Raw genomic sequence first — 20,635 nt, forward strand, 5'->3', positions numbered from 1 at the left:
CGAAAAAAATATGATGGCAACGGCGGTAGTGCGTGTTTTTAGCCTCAACGATGATAACGCATTTTGAAGGATTAAAATTTAAACCTTACTTCGATGGAGGTGGTGTACTCTCTGTTTGTTATGGTCATACAGGCAAGGATATTGTGCGTAACCGGATGTACACGCAAGAAGACTGCGATAAGTGGCTTAATGACGATTTAAAAGCCGTTAAACGTTATGTTGACCCGTTGATTAAGGTCAATATCAACACGCTAACACAGGCAGCCCTTTACTCATTTGCTTATAACGTGGGCGTGGGTAATTTTGCCAAATCGACCTTGCTCAAAAAGCTCAACAACAATGACCGAAAAGGGGCATGTGATGAGATGAAGCGGTGGGTTTATGTGAAAGGCGAAGTCTGGAAAGGGCTAATTACCCGTCGGGAAATTGAGAGCGTAATATGTTATGGCGACCTTACTCATTTATCGGAGTGATTATTGCAGGGTTAATTCTCTCACTTATTTTTATCAACTCCCGTTATCAAACCATCAGGCAAAACTACCAAACATTAAAACAGCAATATCGCGCACAAATTGAAGCCGTGAAATTACAGCAGCAAAAGATTGATTCTTTGCACCAACTCGATATTCAACACACGGAGAAATTAAATAATGCCAAAGCTGAAATTGCTAAGCTCAATGATGCTGTTCGTGCTGGCACTAAGCAGTTGCACGTCAATGCCGTGTGTCCAATACCCAAAACCGCTACCACCCAGAGCCGACATAATGAAGCCACCCCACAACTTAGTAAGGCAGCTCGAGAAGATTATTTCCGTCTCAGAGCGATGATAGCTGAGAACGAAAAGCAGACGGAATATCTACAGCAGTACATCAAAACACAGTGTCACTGAATCGGTCATTGGCACGTTCAAATCTTAACAATCTCAGCGCCACGCACGCGCATCAATAAAACACAGAACCTTATAGAAAGTCGAGCCTGAAGAACGCCGTTTAAAATGGTGCTTTTCTGTGGGCGGCTGTTCTGTGCGCGCAGGTTCGATTTTCTATAAGGAAAAGTACGATGAAATTAGTAACAACTAAAAATGACAATTTTTTAGTAACAGAAATGCCAACAATGACCAGTCTGGAAATGGTGGACTATATTAATGCGGAGCGGAAATCAAAAGCGGAAGCAGAGAGATTAACGTTTCCTTGCAAAAAATATCGCAAGTTACAGCACAATAATTTTATGGCAAAAGTACCCAAAGTTCTTGGAGAAACATCTGCTAAATTTTTAGCTGATGATATTTTCACCACTGGAAACGGTGCCCAGTCTATTCGAAAAATTTACCGATTTCCAAAACGTGAAGCCTGTCTAATGGCAATGAGTTACAGCTATGAGTTACAGGCTAAAATCTATGACTACATGACGGAGTTGGAAGAAAATAAAGGATTAGCTTTTACTATTGAGCAATTACAAAATATTGTTGCTACAGCCAGAAAAGAGTCTGATAAAGACTCTTCGGATGCTGGTCGTCGATTACGTAAGCGTCAAGATGATTTACCCATTCTTAAAAAAGCTGAAAAAACAGTAATGGAGTTATCTCAAATCCCCCTTGATTTAATTGGTGGAAGCATGAGGTTAGAAGGATGACTCCTGAGCAATTCATCGAAGCCAATGTTAAGGCCGAGTTAATCAAGCTGGGCTTTTCTACCTCTGTCGCCAGCTTAGCCACCCGTGAAGCCATCCGCTATTATCGCAAACAGCCAGCTAGTAGAAGAGGCAAGATGATAGAAGATTGTCTTAATCAAGCAAAAATTGTGGCCAGGTTAACAACAAAGCGATAATCGCAAATGAGTTCAATTAAACAAGTCAAAACTCGCCATGATAGCGAGGGTTTTCGTGTGCATTACGAAAATCCAGCAGGACGATTTCATAAAAGCTTTAAAACGCGGGAAGCTGCTTGCCATTTTCTTTTTCTGAGCGAATCTGAGCGATTTTTGGCGATGATGGCAAAAGAAAAAGAGCAATGCCGAGATTGGCATCTTCGCAAGTTGATTCAGTTTTATGTGGGGAAAAAGGTCTTTCAGTGTGAAACGGGGCATTTACGGCAAAGTTCGCTCGATACGATTAAACATGCCTTGTTTTCGATTGACGAAACGTTGCAAGCAAAAATGGCGTTGAATATTCGCCCGAGTGAATTTAACGGTTTACCGGAAAATACGCTTAAACATCTGCATTCTGCCTATTTGCTGCTGAAAGCAATGCGAAATGTTGGTGTCAGTCCAATTCCAAAATTGAAAAGAAAAGGGGAAAAGCCTATTTTCATTCCGGCGTTTGAGAATGTGGATAGGATGATTGAAGAAGCGCCCGTCAGAGAAAAGATTGCCTTCATCTTGGCATCGGTGATTGGGCTTCGGATAAGCGAAATATTGGCATTGGATTATAGCGATATTCAAGGGGAATATTTGAATATCTCAAAACATGTAACACGAAACGGTGTTATTGAAGGCTTAAAAGCTGACGTTCAGCGATTGTTACCGATGCCAAAAGGGTTATTGTCGCTATTGGATAAAAACAAGTTTGGGTTACATGAACCATTAATTGTCAGTCAATCAGTGAAAAGACTGTCGTTAAATTACAGTACGACAGGAATTGTTAAGGAATTACTGGAAAAATTCAGGATTGGGAAATTTCATAACTTACGGCATTTTGCAGCGGTACGTCTTATCAAAAAACGGAATGATATTCATGTTATTTCTAAAATGCTGGGTCATAAAAACATTGAGACCACCTCAAATATTTACGGTCGATTTTCAGGGTCAATTTTTGAGTTAAATTTTTAACATTTGCGTTCATTTTTTAATCATTAAGGTAAATGGGGTTAAAACCTTAATTGCTTTACATCAAAGGGATTCAGGTAAAAAATTACAGAATAGCCAAAAACGCATAATTCCGCAGTCATACTTCCGCATTTTGAAAAATTGGAAAACCTAATAATAACAACGCATGAAGAGGGATTTTTTTCGCATACTTCCGCAAAATAAGTCCGCACCCAAAATGGCTAATTTTACGAATGTTGCACAAAGGTTAAAAAGAGGTTGTCATGTCAGGGAAAGCTAAATATAAAAAAGCGTATATTGATGACGTGATCAACCTGTCTTTGGTGAAAGGCAAAGTATCAAATCATTTCATTGCAAAATGGCTGCATGTGGATGAAAAAACGATTAGAAATTGGCGAAAGGATTATTACGAATTTGATCATGCTTTTCATCATGCGGCCGACATTTTGAAAAAAGAGCTAGCAGAAACAGCAAGGCAAAACACCAAAATCCGAAAACGCAAAATTATTAAAACCACGGCAGACGGCGAAACGACAACGATAGAAGAAGTATTGCCTAGTCACAATGATATTGCCGTTTACAAAAAGATGGGGATCAATGAAGTCTTCTTTAACGATGAAAAGCATCAACAAAAAGAATACTTAAGATCGATACTCGAGCGAAAAAAATCAGCCGAAATCACTTCACTAGAGGCCGCGCAATTTTTAGAGATAGAAGGCATTCCTATACCAACTACCTTATTACTGGAAATTAAGCAATTGCAAGGTAGCCCTATACCAGAAGATATACTACCGCAAAATGCAATTACTCGAGAAATGACTTTAGAAGAGGCCGCAGAAGCGTACCAAAAACTGATGGGGTAAAGGGTTAAAATCGCTTACTTATTTATGTTATAAATGATATTAAATTTAAATATTTATTTAATATCAATTGATTATATGAGTTTAACCCCATTTTTTGTATTTTTATGTACACGTTTATGTGCAAAATATTTTTTTGAGTCGCTTTTTTCCGGACAAATTCCTATGCCGTTACCTTTTCCTTTTGACTTTAAAAAACCAGATTATTTTAAGGTATTTGAGTGGCGCGATGAGCGTCTACAACGGTTACGCCAGCAGCCGGAAAGTTTTAAACGATTAACCCGATTTTATAAGGATAATCCCGCGCAGTTTATTATTGACTGGGGCATGACGACAGACCCACGAAATGTCGATTACGGGTTACCGGTGACTATTCCTTTTTTGCTGTTCCCGAAACAGGAAGCATGGATTGACTGGATAATGACACGCTGGAAAGGACGTGAAAACGGTATTACCGAAAAAAGCCGCGAAATGGGCTTAAGCTGGACGTCAATTGCACTCGCATGCGCTTTATGTCTCTTTAATAAAGAGATGGTAATTGGCTTTGGCTCCCGCAAAGAAGAGTATGTTGACAGCACCGGTGACCCGAAAGCGTTGTTCTGGAAAGCCCGTAAGTTTATTGAAACTTTACCGCAAGAGTTTCGGGGAGGCTGGGTAGCGAAAAAACACGCGCCTTATATGCGGGTCAATTTTCCAAACACCGGCGCCATTATCAAGGGTGAAGCGGGGGACAATATTGGACGGGGTGACCGGACGACACTCTATTTCGTCGACGAAGCCGCCTTTTTGCCTCGTCCGCTATTGATTGATGCTGCCCTATCGCAAACTACCCGCTGCCGCATTGACTTAAGTTCGGTTAATGGGATGGACAATCCTTTTGCCCAAAAACGCCACAGTGGACGTATTCCGGTGTTTACCTTTCACTGGCGCAATGACCCCCGTAAAGATGAACAATGGTACGAAAAAGAGTGCCTGAAAATCGATAATCCGGTCATTGTGGCGCAGGAACTGGATTTGAACTATCAGGCGTCTGTTGAAGGTATCTTAATTCCCGCCGAATGGGTACAGGCGGCCATTGATGCCCATATCAAACTGGGGTTTTTGACAACGGGGGCTAAACGACTCGGTTTTGACGTTGCAGATGAGGGCGATGACAGCAACGCCCTCACGTTTGTACACGGATCGGTTGTCACGGATTGCCAGCAGTGGAGTAAAGGCGACGTGATCAGCTCAGCAAACCGAGTCAAAAACTATGCTGAGGAAGTCCATGCCGATGAAATCATCTATGACTCCATCGGGGTAGGGGCAGGGGTGAAAGCGCATCTACGACGGACATGTCATATCACCGCAACCGGATTCAACGCGGGTGGGGCTGTCTTTAAACCTGACGCAAAATATGTGGCGGGAAAAACCAATAAAGATATGTTCGCGAATATTAAGGCGCAAGCCTGGTGGGGCGTCCGAGACCGTTTTTTTAATACCTGGCGGTGTATCATGCATTTGGAAAAATATCCGGATGACAAACGTTTCATCAATCAATTTACCGATGGCCTGTTAATCAGTCTCAGTTCAGGCATAAAAGAACTTGACGTACTGAAAGCTGAATTATCCCGTCCTCGGGTGGATTACGACAACAATGGACGGGTGAAAGTCGAGAGCAAAAAAGACATGAAAAAACGGGGCATCGCTTCACCCAACATGGCCGATTCATTAATTATGGCTTTTTCCCCCGTTCCTAAACCGTTTCACATTCCCGACGAGGCATTTTTCTAATGAACAAAAGAAACAGGAAAAAGGACGTTAAGCCTGAAAGGAAAAAGCTATTTTCCATCTCTGATATCGATATGTATCCGGTCAGTGAGCAGCCAGTCTACGAATTCAAACCCTATGCCCCTCCCGCAGGCGTGATACCCGAAGCAAAGAGAGCGGACGCGCTGGCGAATGATGCCACCCCGTATGAAACCCTGAATGCATTCGGGAGTGATTGTTTGTATGGTGGGTTTCAGGGATACCCGATGTTGGCCATGAAAGCGCAGCAATCCGAGTACGCCAATGTTGCCGCGATTTTTGCTGACGAGGTTACGCGCAATTGGTTAACCGTAAAATCCTCATCCGATGATGAGGACCTCGTTAATGAGGTGGAAGGGGTAATCGTGAAATATCGCCTTCAGGATATGATCCATCAGGCCGTTTTGCATGATTGTCTGTTCGGCATAGCGCATATCTATATTGACATGGGCGCCGATGAGAATGAAATGCGCAATCCGCTCTTTAAAGACAGAGCAAAAGTGGGCGATAAATTTCGCGGTTTTCGTATTATTGAGCCTATTTGGATGTATCCGGCGATGTATAACACGCTCAGACCGTGGGAGCCGGATTTTTATCAGCCTTCATCGTGGTTTGTTATGGGGCAGACCATCCACGCCTCCCGATTTATTGACCTAGTGACGCGTCCGGTATCACAGATACTGAAACCTGCCTATAACTTTGGGGGCTTATCACTGATCCAGCTAATGGAGCCTTATGTCAAGGCGTGGGAAACTATCCGCGATGAGATACCCAAAATTGTCAAGGCTTTTACGCTGGCGGGTCTAAAAACTGATATGGAAAAACGGATGGAAAATCCAGGCGAATTCAAACGCCGCATCGATATCATGACCAACTACCGAAACAATCGCGGGGTACTGGCGCTAGATACGGAGGAAGAGTTTTTTCAGATCAATACACCGATGACGGATCTTGAGAAAATCGCCTCAAACTATCAGGAACAACTGTGTATTCCCTCACGGATGCCGGTGATTAAGCTGCTTGGCAATGCGCCCGCGGGACTGAATGCAAACGGGCAGGGTGAAATCGATGTCTGGCACGAAACCATCTCCGGTATTCAGGAACGCAATATTCGCCCCATGATACAGCAAATGCTGGATTACCTGTTTATAGCGGAATTTGGGCAGCTATTACCCGAAATTACGTTCACCTTTAACCCACTCGATGAGCTAACCGAGAAGGAAATGTCGGAGATAAATCTCAATAACGCTTCAATGCTGGCTAATTTAGCAACGAGTTCATGTATTTCGACGATGGATGTCGCTCAATGGCTTATCAATAATCCGAAGAGTGGTTTTGCTTTCATGAACGGGCAGGAAAACGAAGATGAAACAGACGAAAAAGAAGGAGAAAACACTTAAACCTTCACTCCCCAATGCAGGGATACAGCTTTGGTATCAGCGTGAATTACGTCGCCAGATTACCAGGATGCATAAAAACGTCACCGCCAAAATTTTAACTTCCTTTTCAAAAAATTCTCTTGCTTACGACGCCAGCCCCGCCTCAATGATAAGGAATACGCTCCGCGCGCTTTCTGCCCGCTGGGTAAAGAAATTCACTGCCTTATCCGACGATCTGGCAAAAACCTTCGTTAACCGAGCAGCCGGTAATGTGGATGTGCCCCTTAAAAAGCAGCTGGTCGATAAGGGGTTTGCGATTGATTTCAAAATGACGCGCGACATGCACAATGCGGTGACAGCGATTGTGGCGGAGAACGTGTCATTAATTAAATCCATCCCCCAACGCTATTTCACTAACGTTGAATCCGTGGTTCTCCAGTCTGTTTCGCGGGGAGGTGATTTAGCTCAGCTTAAAAAAACATTGGGACAACAGTTTGGCGTAACTGCCAGAAGGGCGGAATTGATTGCCCGTGACCAGAACCGAAAAGCGAATTCTGCCTTGGCGGCAGTGAGACAGCATGCGCTGGGGATAACTGAGGGGATTTGGCGACATACCGGCGCAGGGCAACACCCAAGGCCTGATCATGTAAAAGCCACGGGCAAGAAATTTTCGCTCCGTAAAGGCTGCCTGATTAGCGGTGAATACATCCTGCCAGGTGAAAAAATCAATTGTGGGTGTATTTGGGAACCGGTTTTACCCACTTTCGAGGATTGACAACGTGCAAGTGACAAAAGACGGTCTCGCGATGGATGCCAAATCTGCGCGGGAAGTGGACAAATTTGGCAAAATGTATGTCCGTGATAACCGGATAAGCAAAGCGAACATTAGCGGTTATTACGGCGTTGAAATACCTGGCTATGAAAAGTTGGGTCTGGAATCCAGAAAAATATATCAGCTTTATCGCCCCCCGCAAGAGCTGGAAAAAGCCATGCCGACGTTTAACGGTATCCCCGTTCTGATGGGGCATCCTGCCGAGAACAATACGAAACCCATCACCGATCTCGCGGTGGGTGCCGTGATGAATGATATCCGTTTTGAATTTCCCTATCTCATCGCTTCGATTTCTATTTGGGATGAAGCAGCAAAAGCGGGTATTGAAACCGATATCCAGCGCGAATTATCGCCCTCCTACAGCTACGTACCGGATATGACGCAGGGCAGCGTTGATGGAGAGGCCTATGATGGCGTGATGCGCAATATTCACGCCTACCACCTGGCGATTGTTCCTGATGGCAGGACGGGGCCAGATGTTCTAGTCAACGACGCAAAACCAGAGGATTTAAAAAAAATGGCAGACGAAAAGAAAACCGATGATGAAATGATCGCAGGACTGAAAGAGCGCCTGCCAAATGCCAGTGACGAAGATATTCATACGGTGGCAGAGTATATCAATGGACTGACCTCAAAAGCGAATGACGAGGAGACAAAAGAAGATCCGTCGGATGATAAACAGGATAACGAAAGCGAGGAGGATAAAGAAAAAAGGACGAATGACGATAATGATGAGGATAAAAAAACCGCTAACGATGCGGCTATCCTGATCCAACAGGCAGAGAACAAAATTCGGCGTGAATTTGCAGCGCTTCGTGCGGCAGAACGTTTGTGTTCACCGCTGATTGGTGAAGTGGCCTGTGACTCTGCCGAACAAGTCTACCGATTAACCCTCAGTCAAAATGGTATCGACACAAAAGGGGTTCATCCCTCAGCGCTCCCGAAAATGGTGGAGATGCTCAAAAACACAGGCAATCAAGGTAAACCTCAAGTCGCCTTTGACTCAAGTGCAGTGTCCCGTGTTGACCAGTTTTTAGGAGCAAAATGATGGCCTTTCAGAACAATGTAGCGCTTTATCAGGCACCGGGTCGGGAAGGTGATTTTGCCTCCTGTAATGATGCTTTTGCGGTGGTGCCACCATTAGGCGGCTGTTTCCGTGCCGGCTCTACCGGTACCGTGATGGCCCGTTTCGCCTGGCGTGATGACAGTAAACCTAGCCTGGTCAACAACAGCGGTACCGGCGAAATCCTGGGATTTGTCCGCAATGAGCGAACCGCCCTTGTGAACTGGGATGAAAAAAACAGTATGACCATCCCGCAGGGACAACAGGTCTCCGTCTACAAAACGGGCGACTTTTGGGCCAAGTCAGCAACGGCAACCACTATCGGCCAAAAAGTTTATGCGAAACTGGCGGATGGCACGATTGAAACGGCTAACGCAGGGACGACGAAAGACGGATTTATCGAAACCCCTTTTAAAGTGATGACCGCCGCCGCGGTGGGTGAAATTTTTATCATGTCAAGCTGGAGCTAATACGATGGCGCAATTAACACACAATGATTTCCACGCACTCATGAAACGGGCTAAAGAAGGGGGGGTGACGTTACCTGCTTCAGTCAATCGTTTGTATCTGGCCAATGATGCCCAGCCGTTACCCTCCACTTTGACCAATGGTGGTATTCCTGCCATCGTCGCGGGGGGTATCGATCCGAACGTTATCAGAACGGTATTTGCCCCAACCCGTGCCACGGAAATTTACGGCGAGCGCACAATCGGATTGTGGCAACACGATTTCTGGGAAATTCCCCGCGCTGAATACAGTGGTCATATCTCCTCCTATGGCGATTATAACGAAAACGGGGCAAACCAGGTTAACCTGCAATTTGAACCCATCCGCCAATATCGTTTTCAGACGATGATCACCTATGGCGATTTAGAATCGGCGCGCATGGGACTGGCGATGATCAACTATGCTGCTGAAAAACAGATGGCGGCCGCCAACACGATTAACCAGGATTACAACCGGTTTGCCTTTTTTGGGGTTGAAGGCGTTAACTACGGCGCATTAAATAACCCTCAGCTTCCCACGCCGATCACACCAACCAAGGTGAGTGGTAAAACGAAATGGGAAGATAAATCCATCCAGCAGCGTTACAACGATATTTTGGCACTCTACAGTGACCTGGTAGGACGAACGAATGGGGTGGTCGGTGACGGTGTCGATATGGCTTCCTCCCTGACGCTGGTATTGTCAAACAAAGCCTCTGTGTATCTCAAATCGTCTAATGAAATCATGGCCACCTCGCTTGAGGACTTGATCAAAAAAGCGTTCCCCAATCTACGCATTGAAACGGCTCCACAATTGAGTACCGATGCCGGTGAGTTAATACAGATGTTCGTGCGCAGCTATCAGGGACAGCCTGTTTGCTATGTGGCGAATTCGCAAAAATATCGGGCATTTCCGCTTCTTCAGCAACACTCAAGCTGGTCGCAGAAAGTGGCGGCCAGTACGTATGGCACGGTGATCACACAACCCATGCTTTTTGCTCAAATGTTGGGGATATGATTATGGGAAAAATTATTGTCGGCTGTAAACTCCCCCATGGACTGAAAGCCACCGTGAAGAATGAGACTATTGAATTGAAAGGGGCTAACGCTTGCGCCATTTATGGCGGTTTTGGCATAACCGAAGGCGTGGATGAGGCGTGGTTCAATGTATTTTCAAAAACCTACGCGCAGGCGGGATTTATCGAAAAGGGGTTAATCTTCAAGGTCACTGATCAAAAAAGTTTTTCCTCAGCCGCTAAGGAAAGAGCACAGGTCAAAACCGGTTTAGAACCGATTAACCCGAAAAAGGCAACCGTCAAACCCACGGAGGCATAATATGGCTGTGGTGGCGTTTGATGTTTTTGAATTCAGAGAACAATATCCCCTCTACCGCAAGGTCAAGGATGAGCAGTTGAAAATGCTATTTGATTTTGCTCAGGCTTTGTTCGATAACGCAAATTTTTCGCTGGAGCAGGCTATCCCAAAGCGAAAAAGTTTGCTTTATCTGCTGACGGCCCATCTTTGTGATATCACCTTTGGCGATGATAACGGAAACGGGTCAGGGGTGTCAGGTATGATTGGTCGGGTTGCGAATGCAGCAGAAGGCAGTGTCTCCGTGTCGCTTGATGTCGGGCAGGGATTGCCTTACTCGCAAGCCTGGTATTTCCAATCAAAGTGGGGACAGCTTTTTTGGCAACTGACCAAGCCCTACCGGATGTTTGCCTATTTCCCAGGTATTGAGGTGGGGTGCAGTTGATGGCGGGGAAGATAAAAGCGTTTCTGGACGCACAGGAAAAGCAGCTTAATGACCTGACGTTGAAAGTCGGCTTTCCAAAAGAGGTAAGCTATCCAGAAGGCCGTCGGGTTGCTGAAGTGGCTTACATGAACGAATTTGGCAATCCTGGGAATAACCAGCCACCGCGCCCTTTCTTCCGTAACGCTATTTCAGCCCATCAAAAAGACTGGTCAACCTATCTGGCGTCGTCCATGCGCGCCGGTGTTAATGCTAAAGAAGCGGCGGAATTATTAGGTGAAAAAGTCGTCAGCAATATTAAAGATTCAATATTGACACTCACCGATCCGCCGCTTTCTGAAACCACGCTTTATGTGAGAAAGCACCGGACTCACAAACCAAAAAACTTCACTGACAAACCGCTGGTTGATACACATCACATGCTGGAGTCAGTCAAATACTGGGTGGTGGTGGATGATGAATCTTCATAATCTCACTCGTTCGGCTATTCGAGCCGTTAACCCTGATATTGCTGCAATAGTCCGCCGTTCTGATGGTTGGACAGTCGGTGAAGGCCGGACACGCATCCCCAAATACCTTCCCGATGAACATATCGTCATTCAGTTGCAACCCCTGTCGAAAGGGGATTTGCAGCATGTGGACGGATTGAATATCCACGGCATATTCAAATCGATTCACGTTAACGGAAACTTCTGGTCGGTTAACCGAAAACAACAGACCGGTGGCGATTTATTCCTCATTGAGGGGGATACCTGGCTGGTGATTGAACCGCTTGAATTGTGGCCGGACTGGTGTCGGCTGTTAGTGTGTCTCCAAACGGACAGGGAGGGGGGATGAATGATTATACGGTCAATCAGGTCATTGACACGTTGGCCGATTTCATTGAACCGATTGCAGGTACGGTCTGGCAGGCTCAGGATAACCGGAATCCCATGCCGAGCGATATCTTCTGTGTTCTCACGCCATTGCGATTTATCCGGCTGTCGGCGGCGAGAGGGATTGCCCATGACAGCGGAAACCCTCAAACCAGTACGATGAACTGGACTGAAGTAAGGCAAGCTGATATTCAGCTCGACATTTACGGTGAAAATGCCGGTGACCGATCCATTCGTGTTGAAACATTGTTTGCTTCTGATTACGGCTATTCCCGAATCAAGGCGCTGGATGAACGTCTTGCTCCACTTTATGCCAGTGCTGCTTTGCAGACCAGTATGTTAAACAGTGAACACCAGTGGGAAGCAAGATATACCCTCACCTTGTCCTTACAGGTGCATATTGTTGTCAACGTATCTCAGGACTATTTCGACAAGACGGATATTTCCGTTAAAAAGGTTGATAAATGAGCAAAATTCCACTTTCTAAAGATTTTAGTATCACCGCTAATGTGATATCGCCGGCAGGAACAGCCTTGGATGCCAATGGCCTGATGCTGACCGATAATCCACTGATCCCTACAGGCACGGTTAGCACTTTCGGTAGTGCGCAGGAAGTCGCAGACCTGCTGGGAACGCACAGTCGCGAATATCAGGCAGCGACGCTGTATTTTAGTGGCTATGACAATGCCACCGTTTTACCTGCCGCGCTGTTGATGTCCCGCCTCGCGTTAGAAGACGCATCCGGTTGGCTATTATCCGGCAGCCTTGCGGGGGTCTCATTGGAGACAATGAAATCGCCGACGAGCAAGGTGAAACTGAAGGTTGACGGTCAGCCAGTAACTAGTGGAGCAGTTGATTTCAATACCGCTACCACGATGAGCGATATTGCAACGGTGTTGCAGACGGCTATTGGGGCTTCTGTGACGGTAGAATGGTTGCCACAGGCAGCAAGATTCATTATCCGCTCAGTAACGACAGGTTCGTCAAGTTCCGTCCTGGATATGGAAAAAAGCACCCTTGCTACCGGTCTAAAACTGACCGCAGAGGCCGGCGCCATCCCCTCACAGGGCGTATCAGCACAATCACTTATCGATACGATGAATGGCATCATTAACCAGAATCAGGATTGGATCGGCGTGATGACCCTTACAGCCCTGTCAGATGAACAGAACCAGAATTTATGTTCGTGGGTGAGTGCGCAGCAAAACCGCTATTTCTATGCGCTGTGGGATAATTCCGCGGCAGCAACCGTGCGTGATAATGCTAACTGTTTTGTCCAGAAAATCGTGAAAGCGAATAACTATGCCGGTGTATTTCCGGTCTACGGAGACTACCGTTACGCTGTAATTGCCCTGGCTTATGCCGCCTCGCTGGATTTCGCGCGGACTAATGGCCGCGTTTCGTTCAAATTCAGACAGTTCAGCGGGCTAGCCGCCAATGTCAGCGATCTGGCCACGACGCAAGCGCTCGAATCGAATGGGTATAACTACTACGGCGCTTACGGCCAAAACAAAACACTCGCCAATTATGTTTCCGATGGGAAGATAACCGGACAATATGTCTGGTTGGATAGTTTCATCGATCAGGTGTGGATCAGGGCAAATCTGGTGGCCGCCTTTGCTAATCTGTTCACCGCTAATCAGTCCTACCCGTTCAATGATAGTGGCTATACGGCCCTATCGTCAGCCGTCATCGATGTCGCTACGGCCGCTAAAAATTTTGGCGCGCTTCGGGCAGGCGTACTGCTGGACAAGTCACAGTTAACCCAAGTCAACAGCGCCGTTGGACGTGACATGAGCGCAACGCTGTTTTCAGCGGGTTGGTATTTCTATATTCCGGTGCAGACAGGTTCATCCCGACTAGAGCGGAAACTACAGGGAGCAACCTTCTACTATGTGGATGGTCAGCTTGTTCAATCGGTGCAAATGTCAGCAATCGATATTCTTTGAGGTGATATAAAATGGCTATTGATATAACCAGTGCGAACGCCTCCGTTCACATCATCGTGCCGGCTTACTATCCCGCTGGATTTTATGCGGAGGATTATGCGGCCGATAGCATGTTTGAAACGGCCGCCTTGCAGAATGCGGAAGACGTGATGTCCGCTGACGGCAAGTATCATGCAGGATTTATTTTTAATCCGGTTGAGTTCACCTTGAATCTCTTGGCGTCCTCAGCAACCGGCGTCCATATTGATGATTGGTACGCAGCAGAGCGGGCGGCGATTGCCAAATTCCCCTGCAACATGGTGATTGCAATTCCGGCGATAAAAATAAAATACAACTTTGTGAACGGTATCTTGTACACCTGGACGCCGACGCCGCCGGCACAGCGTATATTACAGGCCAGACCCGCCGTTTTTCACTTTGAGTCCGTCACACGGAGCCCCATGTAATGGCCAGAAAAGAAATCACCTGGACGGTGGAAGAAAATAACCGTGACAAAGGAAAAACCTTCTTCATCACCGAGATGTCCGCTTGGGAAGCTGAAGAACTGGCGCAGGAGATTTACCGCGCGATGGGGACAGCCGATTTTGGCAGCATCCCAACGGATGTCATCGCGATGGGCTGTGCCGGTTTGGCGACGCTGGGGCTGAGTGTCCTCTCGGCTACCTCTACGGAAATGGCCGCTTCAATCAGTTCAAGACTGCTTTCCACCGTGAAAATCAGTGTCGATACCGGCTATCGGGACATCAAACCGTTTGATTTTGAAGAGGTATCCACTATCCGCACCCTGAAAGATAAAGTGTTTGAATTGAACTTTGGTTTTTTAACACTCGCCGCCCGTTGAATTTCCCGTTTATTGGACAACAGGCGTTACCGCCTAACCTGGTTTCTACTGTGAATATTTCTCCCGTGTTGACGACCGTCATTCTCTCCGGAAAAGCCAGTATCACTGAGCTTCAGACGGTGTTATCCGTGCACGACTTATATGACCTGACCGAAATACTGGCAGTAGAAAACCACAATGAACGCATCTGGCGGGATCACTGGGAGAAAAAACCGTGATTATTGAAGAACTGGTCTATCAGGTTAAAGTGAAAACCGACGAACTGATGAAAGGCAAAAAGCTGATTATTCAGTTTTCTGACGAAGCGGCACAGCGTGTTAACGACCTGGACGAAAAGATAGAAAAACTGGGGGAAACCAGCGAAAAATCCAGTAAAAAATCCGTGAAAGGGGTGGATGGATTATCGAAAAGCCTGGCACGCTTTGGGAAAACGTCAGGCGGCGCCTTCAAAACCGCCCAATTGGGGTTCGCCAAATTTCTCGGGTTATCGTTGGGCATCGAAGCCACCCGCCGGATGATTGTTTCTACCACGCATTCACTGGTAGCCCTCTCCAATAACGCCACCTGGTTAGGCATTAGCGCTAAATCGGCGGATGCGTGGGGGGTTCAGGCACAGGGTGCGGGCAGCTCTAAAGAAGAAATTAACGCTATCCTGATGCGTTTAAATCAGGCAAAAAATCAGCTAACTAACCCCATACCGGGATCTTCGCCCGACTACGATTTAATCAATTTCAACCGTGCCACAGGTTCAGACCTGTTCGGCGCAAAAAATAACGATGAAATGTTGTCCCGTCTGGCGGCCGCCTTTCGGCGTATTTCTCTGGCGCAGGCGGAAAATTGGGGGCAACGACTGGGTTATTCGCCGGCGGCAGTCAACCTGTTCCGTTCACCGGATTTCGACAAAAGGCACAAAGCGCTTGAACAGCGCTCGAATGTCAGTGAAGCGAGCATCGCGACCGCTCGTCAGCTTCAACGCATAATGGCCGATCTGGATCAGTCCACCCAGAACGTGAAAAACAGCCTGTTGGCCGCCTTTGGCCCTGGGATGGTTAAAGAACTGGACGCCTTTAGCCATTGGATCAACGCCCATGGCAATGATATTACCGGTTTTTTTCAGGGGATTTCGGCGGGTGCAGAGAAAGTGACCGAAGCACTGGCGGAACTGATCGCGCCCTTAAAGATGTTGTGGCGCTATATGGCGCAAGTAAAATAGCCAAAGTGGCGGGAAGTCATTCTGTTATCGGAAAAGCAGGCTGGGCGGGTGCATTAGCTTATATTGGTGAACCTGTTATCGATAAAGGATTAAATGCGTTATTCGGGAACTATGACGCCTTCCAGGCAGCCCGAACAGCAAAAACATGGGGTGATTTTGGCCACGCCCTCATTGGGGAAACGGGCGGCGCACACTGGGAAAAGGGGAAGTGGATCGATCCGCGTTATCAAGCCACCCCCGCATTAACCTCAGCCGTGGCAAGGACAGAAAGCCAGGGCAATCCGAACGCGGTTTCACGCGCCGGCGCCGCAGGCCTGATGCAGCTTATGCCAAATACGGCAAGGGATTTAGGGTTAACACCGGCGGAACGCTTCGATCCTGAAAAAGCCTATGCCGCGGGACAAATCCACCTAAGCCGATTGTTAAGGCACTATAACGGTGATACCCAACTGGCGCTGATGGCGTATAACGCCGGACAAGGGCGCATCGATAACTACCTGGCTGGTAAAGGCCAACCGCTTAAGCAGGAAACCCTCGACTATCCCCAAAAAGTACTGGAAAACTACCACCAAATCGTTCAACAAGCCTCTGCGCCGCCAGCAGCGATTGCGGCTCAAACGACGGATAACCGTCAGACGCACTCAACTCATATTAACACCGTGAATGTGATGACCCATCCGCAGACGGTTAACCAGCTTCAACAGTCTATTGAAGAACAGGCAAAACGCCACCGAATGAATACGACACTGAATAACGGGATGTACTGATGACTATTTTTGATTTCAACCTCGCGGATGTACTGAATTCGGTATCAGGCGGCTCGCCGTTATCCATCATTGACAGTGTGCTGCATCCTGCGTATGTGATACGTAAACACGGCTCCGCCGAGGTTGCCCTTAATTTCAGTGGTATGTCGGTATTTCAGCCGACAGGCAAGGCTAGCATCATTAACGCCCCCATCGAGAAAGGCCGGTATCAGTCGATCAATAAAATCTATCAACCCACCCGAATAACGTGCCAAGTCGTTATTTCGGGGTTAAGTGGATTTAGCAGTGTGATACCGAATCTCTTTGACCTGACGTTAATCAGTCAGAATGAGACGCTGCAAACGATTGCCACTATGCTCAAAACAACCGATTTGTACGATATTGAGACCCCCAAGGGCAATTATGCGAGTTTTGACCTGACGGATTATAGCTATCGGGTCAGTGCGCAGGCGGGGATCACCTTACTGACGGTAGCGCTGATCTTTCAGGAGGTGATCCAACAAATGGAAGTGGTATTAAATACCCCTCAGTCCGCCAATAAACCGACGGGGGATTTAGTCGCGCGTAGCCCCTATGGTACCTGCCCAATCGATGTCAATGGCAGTGAAAAAATGTCTACACTGGACGAGCTGAGTAAAACGTGGGACGCATTGAAAAATTCAATCGGACCACAGCGAGCTTCAGCTACCGCCGGTGTGAATGGCAGCTTCCGCAGTGCCATGGACACCGTTCATCAGTCGGCTTCACGTATCAGTGGCAGCGTCAGCCAGAAATCCGGTGCGCTGTGGAAAAAAATCAAAGGCGCCGTATTGTGAGCACGATAATGCTTTCCCCCGTAAAATCTCAACGTATCAACCTCACCCTTAACGGCCAGGAATGTACTTTACGGCTGACGCAGCATGAAAGTGCCCTCTACCTGGATTTGACGGTAAAGGGAATACCTGTTGTCCAGGGCGTCCCCTGTCTGCATGGCACGCGCCTTGTACGCTATGCCTGGCTCGGCTTCACCGGTGATTTATTCTTCGTGGATACCCAAGGGCAAGAAGACCCGCGTTGGCACGGTCTAGGGAGTCGATGGTTTCTTTTTTACGAGGATGGAAATGTACAGCAAAAAAACGCTTAAGTTTGCGTTCTCTCTGGATACGGGCAACGGCCAGATAGAAGAATTAACCTTGGATAACGTTAAATCCTTTGTCAGAACCAATAGCTACGGCGGATACGGCGGCGTTGAGGCAGAGTGCGCCCTCTATGGGTTAAGTTTAGAACTCATCGGGATGTTGTCACCAAAAGATTACAGTTCGCTGGTGCTCGATGGACGACAATTTGACATAGCTATCTATAGTGGGGATATTTTGATATTCGAGGGCGCCGTCAGATCTGCTTATGCCAATATGAATACGATGCCCGAATCTCCGTTTGTCATTCAAGCGCTGGCCGCCAGTGACCTCCGTGCTAAAGTCATTCCGCCGATTTCACGCACGGGTGTCGTGAATGTCAGTGATTTACTCGATTCGTTATGTCAGCAGAACGGCTATACGTTTCAACCCAATTTATTGGGCGGCTTAACCGAATCCAACCCGTATTACGCCGGCAGTGTTTTTGCTCAGATAGCCGCCATTTGCCTGTCTCATCGGCTGGAATTTCAACCGGTGGGAAAAATCATCCATGTTTGGCCTGCTGGGAAAACAAGGGATGCGGTTATGCCGAAGATTTCGGCGGAAAATGGCTTGATAGGGTATCCGATCCACAACGCGAATGGATTAACCTTTCAGACACAGTACAGCCCCTTGCTGGCATTTGGGCGATCGGTATCGCTTGATACGTCGTTACCGGGTGCCAGTGGTCTCTACCTGTTAACGGGTGTCGAACACTTTCTTTCTTCCTGGGTGCAAGGGGGAAACTGGCACAGTGTCTGTAACGCAGTGAGTGTTGAAGCTTATGAGAGAAACAAACAACCGTGACGCATCCGGTAATGATGCAAACACCTTTATGCATGCCTTCAGTCAGCTTCTTGCCGGCTGTTTTTTTTGTGAAATTGTTCAGGTGATTGCGTTACACGGTGAAGCGCCCAATCTGGTGGTGGATGTCCGCCCCCTGCTGGCTTATCCTGATACGCGGGGTGTCCTGATGGAGAGTACCCAATTTACGCCATTCCGGTATTTCGCCTGCAACGGGGGAACAGTGCCCTCATCATGAATCCGGTCGTGGGGGATATTGGTCACCTATTAATTTGTGACCGTGATACCCGCCGTGTCAGGGCAACCCGCCAGAGCGCATTACCGTCTACTCGCCGTAGACACAACCGCGCCGACGGCATTTACATGGGTGGACTGCTGAATATGCCACCGACCCAGTTTATTGAATTTGCGGATAACCGAATAAATATCACCAGTCCAGGAAACATTGAAATCCACTGTCAGCAGGCCACTATCAAGGCCCCTTCTGGGGTGATCCTCGATACGCCCCAAGCGCATTTTACCGGAAATGTCACGGCGGCGGGTGACATCACCGATAATGTCGGTACGCAACAGGCCAGCATCAAAGCGCTGCGGGAAGCTTACAACAGCCATTATCATCATGTGAACGGGGTAGAAAGCGGCAGCAGCCGTGTCACATCGGATAAACCGGAGCACACGCTATGACCTATTGCACCCTAAAACTGGATAAGGCGTGGGATTTAACGCTAGACGGTGAAGGCAATTTGGCAATAGTGACCACCCCTGCCGCGGTAGCCCAGGATGTGGCCTCGGCCTGTCTGGTATTTATGGGTGAATGTTATTTTGACCGTTCACTCGGCATTCCATGGAAGGAGGAAGTCCTCGGAAGACGACCCACTGCCGGATTTATTGCGCAAAAACTACAAGTTGAGGCCGAAAAACTGCCCGTTGTTAACCAGGCAATAGCAAGCGTCAGGCTGGATAAGGCCAGTCGGAAACTGCGCGGTGTCATTCGCGTCACGGATAACGAGAATAACCGATTGGAGGTGATATTATGACCACAGTGAAAACCGCGGTACCTGATGTCACGATAACCGAAAACGGGGTGTCGGTGCCGGATATCGCGGACGTGCTCGCCGGACGGCTGACGGATTTTGTCGGCATATTGGGCGGCCATGCCAGTCAATCACTGAGCGCCCCCAAGGACAGATAGCCCAGAGTGAGACCGAAATACTGGCGCAGGTCTACGACAAATTATTATGCCTGTTCAACCAGATTAACCCCGATTTTGCGAGCGGGCGCTTTCAGGATGGAATAGGGCGCATCTATTTTCTCAATCGTATTCCTGGTCAGGGTAGCGTTGTCATGGCCACCTGCACGGGCAAAGTCGGCACCCGTATCCCAGCAGGCAGTACCGCCCAGGATAAGGCCGGTTATTGTGGCGTTCAGTGAGCGAAGCAACCATCCCTGCCAGCGGCACGGTAAAAATCCCTTCCAGAACACGACGCATGGCCCCATCGCCTGCGCCACGGGGAATTAACGCAAATTTTAGCTCTGTTTCAGGGTGGGACGCCATCACCAATGACACACCGGCCCGTGTCGGGTCACAGGTAGAATCCCGCATTGCCTTTGAAACACGCCGCCGCCAATCAGTGGCGCGCAACGGTCGTAATACCGATGGTGCGATGAAAGCGGCCCTACTGGAAACCCAAGGTGTGACGGATGCGTATGTCTGGTCAAACCGAACAAGGGAGACGGTCACTATCGGCACGACTCTTTATCCGGTTAAACCGCATTCCGTTTTTATTTGTGTGAATGGTGGCAACGATACCGATATCGCCGAGACGATCTTCCAGTATTACAATCCTGGCGCGGACATGAATGGGGATACCACCTTTACTGTTTATGATAAAGAGAACTACTCGCCGCCTTACCCGCAATATGTGATGCAGTGGCAGCGAGCCACCCCATTAAGCGTCATTTTTCCGTCAACATTGATAAAAGTCTCAATCCTCCTGTGACATTACCGAGCAAGTTAAAAAAACAGTTATTCGCGTGTTTAATGGCGAGG

General features: G+C 47.7%; 30 protein-coding genes. All 30 read left to right on the top strand.

The window, feature by feature from the left end:
- Positions 1–50 precede the first annotated feature (50 nt).
- The 30 genes from AYJ55_RS21260 to AYJ55_RS21405 all read left to right on the top strand — a co-directional run bounded on the left by AYJ55_RS21260 (position 51) and on the right by AYJ55_RS21405 (position 20,585).
- Positions 51–473: a lysozyme gene (locus tag AYJ55_RS21260; RefSeq protein WP_245677508.1), complete on the top strand. Its 423-nt coding sequence runs from the start codon at positions 51–53 to the stop codon at positions 471–473.
- The gene (locus AYJ55_RS21265; protein ID WP_063657600.1) at positions 440–889 is read left to right on the top strand and encodes a lysis protein; all 450 of its coding nucleotides are present in this window, start codon (positions 440–442) and stop codon (positions 887–889) included. Before AYJ55_RS21260 ends, AYJ55_RS21265 begins: the two co-directional genes overlap by 34 nt.
- Positions 890–1,059: 170 nt before the next feature.
- Positions 1,060–1,632, top strand: coding sequence for a hypothetical protein (locus AYJ55_RS21270; RefSeq protein ID WP_063657676.1), 573 nt, complete (start codon positions 1,060–1,062; stop codon positions 1,630–1,632).
- On the top strand, positions 1,629–1,826 hold the full coding sequence (locus tag AYJ55_RS21275) for a hypothetical protein (RefSeq protein ID WP_063657645.1): 198 nt from the start codon (positions 1,629–1,631) through the stop codon (positions 1,824–1,826). The genes AYJ55_RS21270 and AYJ55_RS21275 overlap by 4 nt, the downstream gene beginning before the upstream one ends.
- Before the next feature lie 6 nt (positions 1,827–1,832).
- The gene (locus tag AYJ55_RS21280; RefSeq protein ID WP_063657707.1) at positions 1,833–2,825 is read left to right on the top strand and encodes a tyrosine-type recombinase/integrase; all 993 of its coding nucleotides are present in this window, start codon (positions 1,833–1,835) and stop codon (positions 2,823–2,825) included.
- Between the two features lie 260 nt (positions 2,826–3,085).
- Positions 3,086–3,685, top strand: a complete 600-nt coding sequence (locus AYJ55_RS21285; RefSeq protein ID WP_063657649.1) for a hypothetical protein — start codon at positions 3,086–3,088, stop codon at positions 3,683–3,685.
- Between the two features lie 162 nt (positions 3,686–3,847).
- On the top strand, positions 3,848–5,455 hold the full coding sequence (locus AYJ55_RS21290) for a terminase large subunit (protein WP_063657829.1): 1,608 nt from the start codon (positions 3,848–3,850) through the stop codon (positions 5,453–5,455).
- On the top strand, positions 5,455–6,870 hold the full coding sequence (locus tag AYJ55_RS21295) for a phage portal protein (RefSeq protein ID WP_063657820.1): 1,416 nt from the start codon (positions 5,455–5,457) through the stop codon (positions 6,868–6,870). Before AYJ55_RS21290 ends, AYJ55_RS21295 begins: the two co-directional genes overlap by 1 nt.
- Positions 6,836–7,624: a phage head morphogenesis protein gene (locus tag AYJ55_RS21300; RefSeq protein WP_245677217.1), complete on the top strand. Its 789-nt coding sequence runs from the start codon at positions 6,836–6,838 to the stop codon at positions 7,622–7,624. Before AYJ55_RS21295 ends, AYJ55_RS21300 begins: the two co-directional genes overlap by 35 nt.
- 31 nt (positions 7,625–7,655) lie before the next feature.
- Positions 7,656–8,729: a DUF2213 domain-containing protein gene (locus AYJ55_RS21305; protein ID WP_063653484.1), complete on the top strand. Its 1,074-nt coding sequence runs from the start codon at positions 7,656–7,658 to the stop codon at positions 8,727–8,729.
- Positions 8,726–9,214 carry a structural cement protein Gp24 gene (locus AYJ55_RS21310; RefSeq protein WP_162505799.1) on the top strand — a complete coding sequence of 163 codons (489 nt, stop codon included), beginning with the start codon at positions 8,726–8,728 and terminating at the stop codon, positions 9,212–9,214. Before AYJ55_RS21305 ends, AYJ55_RS21310 begins: the two co-directional genes overlap by 4 nt.
- Positions 9,215–9,218: 4 nt before the next feature.
- Entirely contained in the window at positions 9,219–10,247 is a 1,029-nt protein-coding gene (locus AYJ55_RS21315) for a major capsid family protein (protein ID WP_063653399.1), read from the top strand.
- Positions 10,248–10,249: 2 nt separating this feature from the next.
- Positions 10,250–10,564, top strand: a complete 315-nt coding sequence (locus AYJ55_RS21320) for a hypothetical protein (RefSeq protein ID WP_063653386.1) — start codon at positions 10,250–10,252, stop codon at positions 10,562–10,564.
- A 1-nt stretch (position 10,565) separates the two neighbouring features.
- Complete coding sequence (locus tag AYJ55_RS21325; protein ID WP_063653388.1) at positions 10,566–10,985, top strand: DUF4054 domain-containing protein; 420 nt, start codon at positions 10,566–10,568, stop codon at positions 10,983–10,985.
- Positions 10,985–11,452 carry a hypothetical protein gene (locus AYJ55_RS21330; RefSeq protein WP_063653390.1) on the top strand — a complete coding sequence of 156 codons (468 nt, stop codon included), beginning with the start codon at positions 10,985–10,987 and terminating at the stop codon, positions 11,450–11,452. Before AYJ55_RS21325 ends, AYJ55_RS21330 begins: the two co-directional genes overlap by 1 nt.
- On the top strand, positions 11,436–11,819 hold the full coding sequence (locus AYJ55_RS21335; RefSeq protein WP_245677501.1) for a hypothetical protein: 384 nt from the start codon (positions 11,436–11,438) through the stop codon (positions 11,817–11,819). Before AYJ55_RS21330 ends, AYJ55_RS21335 begins: the two co-directional genes overlap by 17 nt.
- Positions 11,816–12,325: a phage neck terminator protein gene (locus AYJ55_RS33920; RefSeq protein ID WP_245677510.1), complete on the top strand. Its 510-nt coding sequence runs from the start codon at positions 11,816–11,818 to the stop codon at positions 12,323–12,325. The genes AYJ55_RS21335 and AYJ55_RS33920 overlap by 4 nt, the downstream gene beginning before the upstream one ends.
- The gene (locus AYJ55_RS21345; RefSeq protein ID WP_063657821.1) at positions 12,322–13,806 is read left to right on the top strand and encodes a DUF3383 domain-containing protein; all 1,485 of its coding nucleotides are present in this window, start codon (positions 12,322–12,324) and stop codon (positions 13,804–13,806) included. Before AYJ55_RS33920 ends, AYJ55_RS21345 begins: the two co-directional genes overlap by 4 nt.
- An 11-nt stretch (positions 13,807–13,817) precedes the next feature.
- On the top strand, positions 13,818–14,252 hold the full coding sequence (locus tag AYJ55_RS21350; protein ID WP_063657822.1) for a phage tail fiber protein: 435 nt from the start codon (positions 13,818–13,820) through the stop codon (positions 14,250–14,252).
- The gene (locus tag AYJ55_RS21355) at positions 14,252–14,647 is read left to right on the top strand and encodes a hypothetical protein (protein WP_063657823.1); all 396 of its coding nucleotides are present in this window, start codon (positions 14,252–14,254) and stop codon (positions 14,645–14,647) included. Before AYJ55_RS21350 ends, AYJ55_RS21355 begins: the two co-directional genes overlap by 1 nt.
- Positions 14,648–14,861: 214 nt before the next feature.
- On the top strand, positions 14,862–15,860 hold the full coding sequence (locus tag AYJ55_RS21365; protein ID WP_063657824.1) for a hypothetical protein: 999 nt from the start codon (positions 14,862–14,864) through the stop codon (positions 15,858–15,860).
- Positions 15,833–16,627 carry a lytic transglycosylase domain-containing protein gene (locus AYJ55_RS21370; protein ID WP_063657825.1) on the top strand — a complete coding sequence of 265 codons (795 nt, stop codon included), beginning with the start codon at positions 15,833–15,835 and terminating at the stop codon, positions 16,625–16,627. The genes AYJ55_RS21365 and AYJ55_RS21370 overlap by 28 nt, the downstream gene beginning before the upstream one ends.
- Complete coding sequence (locus AYJ55_RS21375; protein ID WP_063657826.1) at positions 16,627–17,442, top strand: hypothetical protein; 816 nt, start codon at positions 16,627–16,629, stop codon at positions 17,440–17,442. Before AYJ55_RS21370 ends, AYJ55_RS21375 begins: the two co-directional genes overlap by 1 nt.
- Entirely contained in the window at positions 17,412–17,750 is a 339-nt protein-coding gene (locus AYJ55_RS21380; RefSeq protein WP_342668196.1) for a phage baseplate plug family protein, read from the top strand. Before AYJ55_RS21375 ends, AYJ55_RS21380 begins: the two co-directional genes overlap by 31 nt.
- On the top strand, positions 17,728–18,588 hold the full coding sequence (locus AYJ55_RS21385; RefSeq protein ID WP_063657781.1) for a hypothetical protein: 861 nt from the start codon (positions 17,728–17,730) through the stop codon (positions 18,586–18,588). Before AYJ55_RS21380 ends, AYJ55_RS21385 begins: the two co-directional genes overlap by 23 nt.
- Positions 18,566–18,823, top strand: a complete 258-nt coding sequence (locus AYJ55_RS33925) for a hypothetical protein (RefSeq protein ID WP_245677511.1) — start codon at positions 18,566–18,568, stop codon at positions 18,821–18,823. Before AYJ55_RS21385 ends, AYJ55_RS33925 begins: the two co-directional genes overlap by 23 nt.
- Positions 18,820–19,269, top strand: coding sequence for a hypothetical protein (locus tag AYJ55_RS33930; RefSeq protein ID WP_245677512.1), 450 nt, complete (start codon positions 18,820–18,822; stop codon positions 19,267–19,269). The genes AYJ55_RS33925 and AYJ55_RS33930 overlap by 4 nt, the downstream gene beginning before the upstream one ends.
- Positions 19,266–19,622 (top strand): contractile injection system sheath initiator, encoded by a 357-nt coding sequence (locus AYJ55_RS21395; protein ID WP_063656260.1) that lies wholly within the window; start codon positions 19,266–19,268, stop codon positions 19,620–19,622. The genes AYJ55_RS33930 and AYJ55_RS21395 overlap by 4 nt, the downstream gene beginning before the upstream one ends.
- A complete protein-coding gene (locus AYJ55_RS33935) occupies positions 19,619–19,777 on the top strand; it encodes a hypothetical protein (protein ID WP_245677514.1) in 159 nt (52 codons plus the stop codon). The genes AYJ55_RS21395 and AYJ55_RS33935 overlap by 4 nt, the downstream gene beginning before the upstream one ends.
- Before the next feature lie 223 nt (positions 19,778–20,000).
- The gene (locus tag AYJ55_RS21405) at positions 20,001–20,585 is read left to right on the top strand and encodes a hypothetical protein (protein WP_162505800.1); all 585 of its coding nucleotides are present in this window, start codon (positions 20,001–20,003) and stop codon (positions 20,583–20,585) included.
- The last annotated feature ends 50 nt before the right edge of the window (positions 20,586–20,635 follow it).

This window comes from Candidatus Arsenophonus triatominarum (genome assembly GCF_001640365.1).
Lineage (GTDB): Bacteria > Pseudomonadota > Gammaproteobacteria > Enterobacterales > Enterobacteriaceae > Arsenophonus > Arsenophonus triatominarum.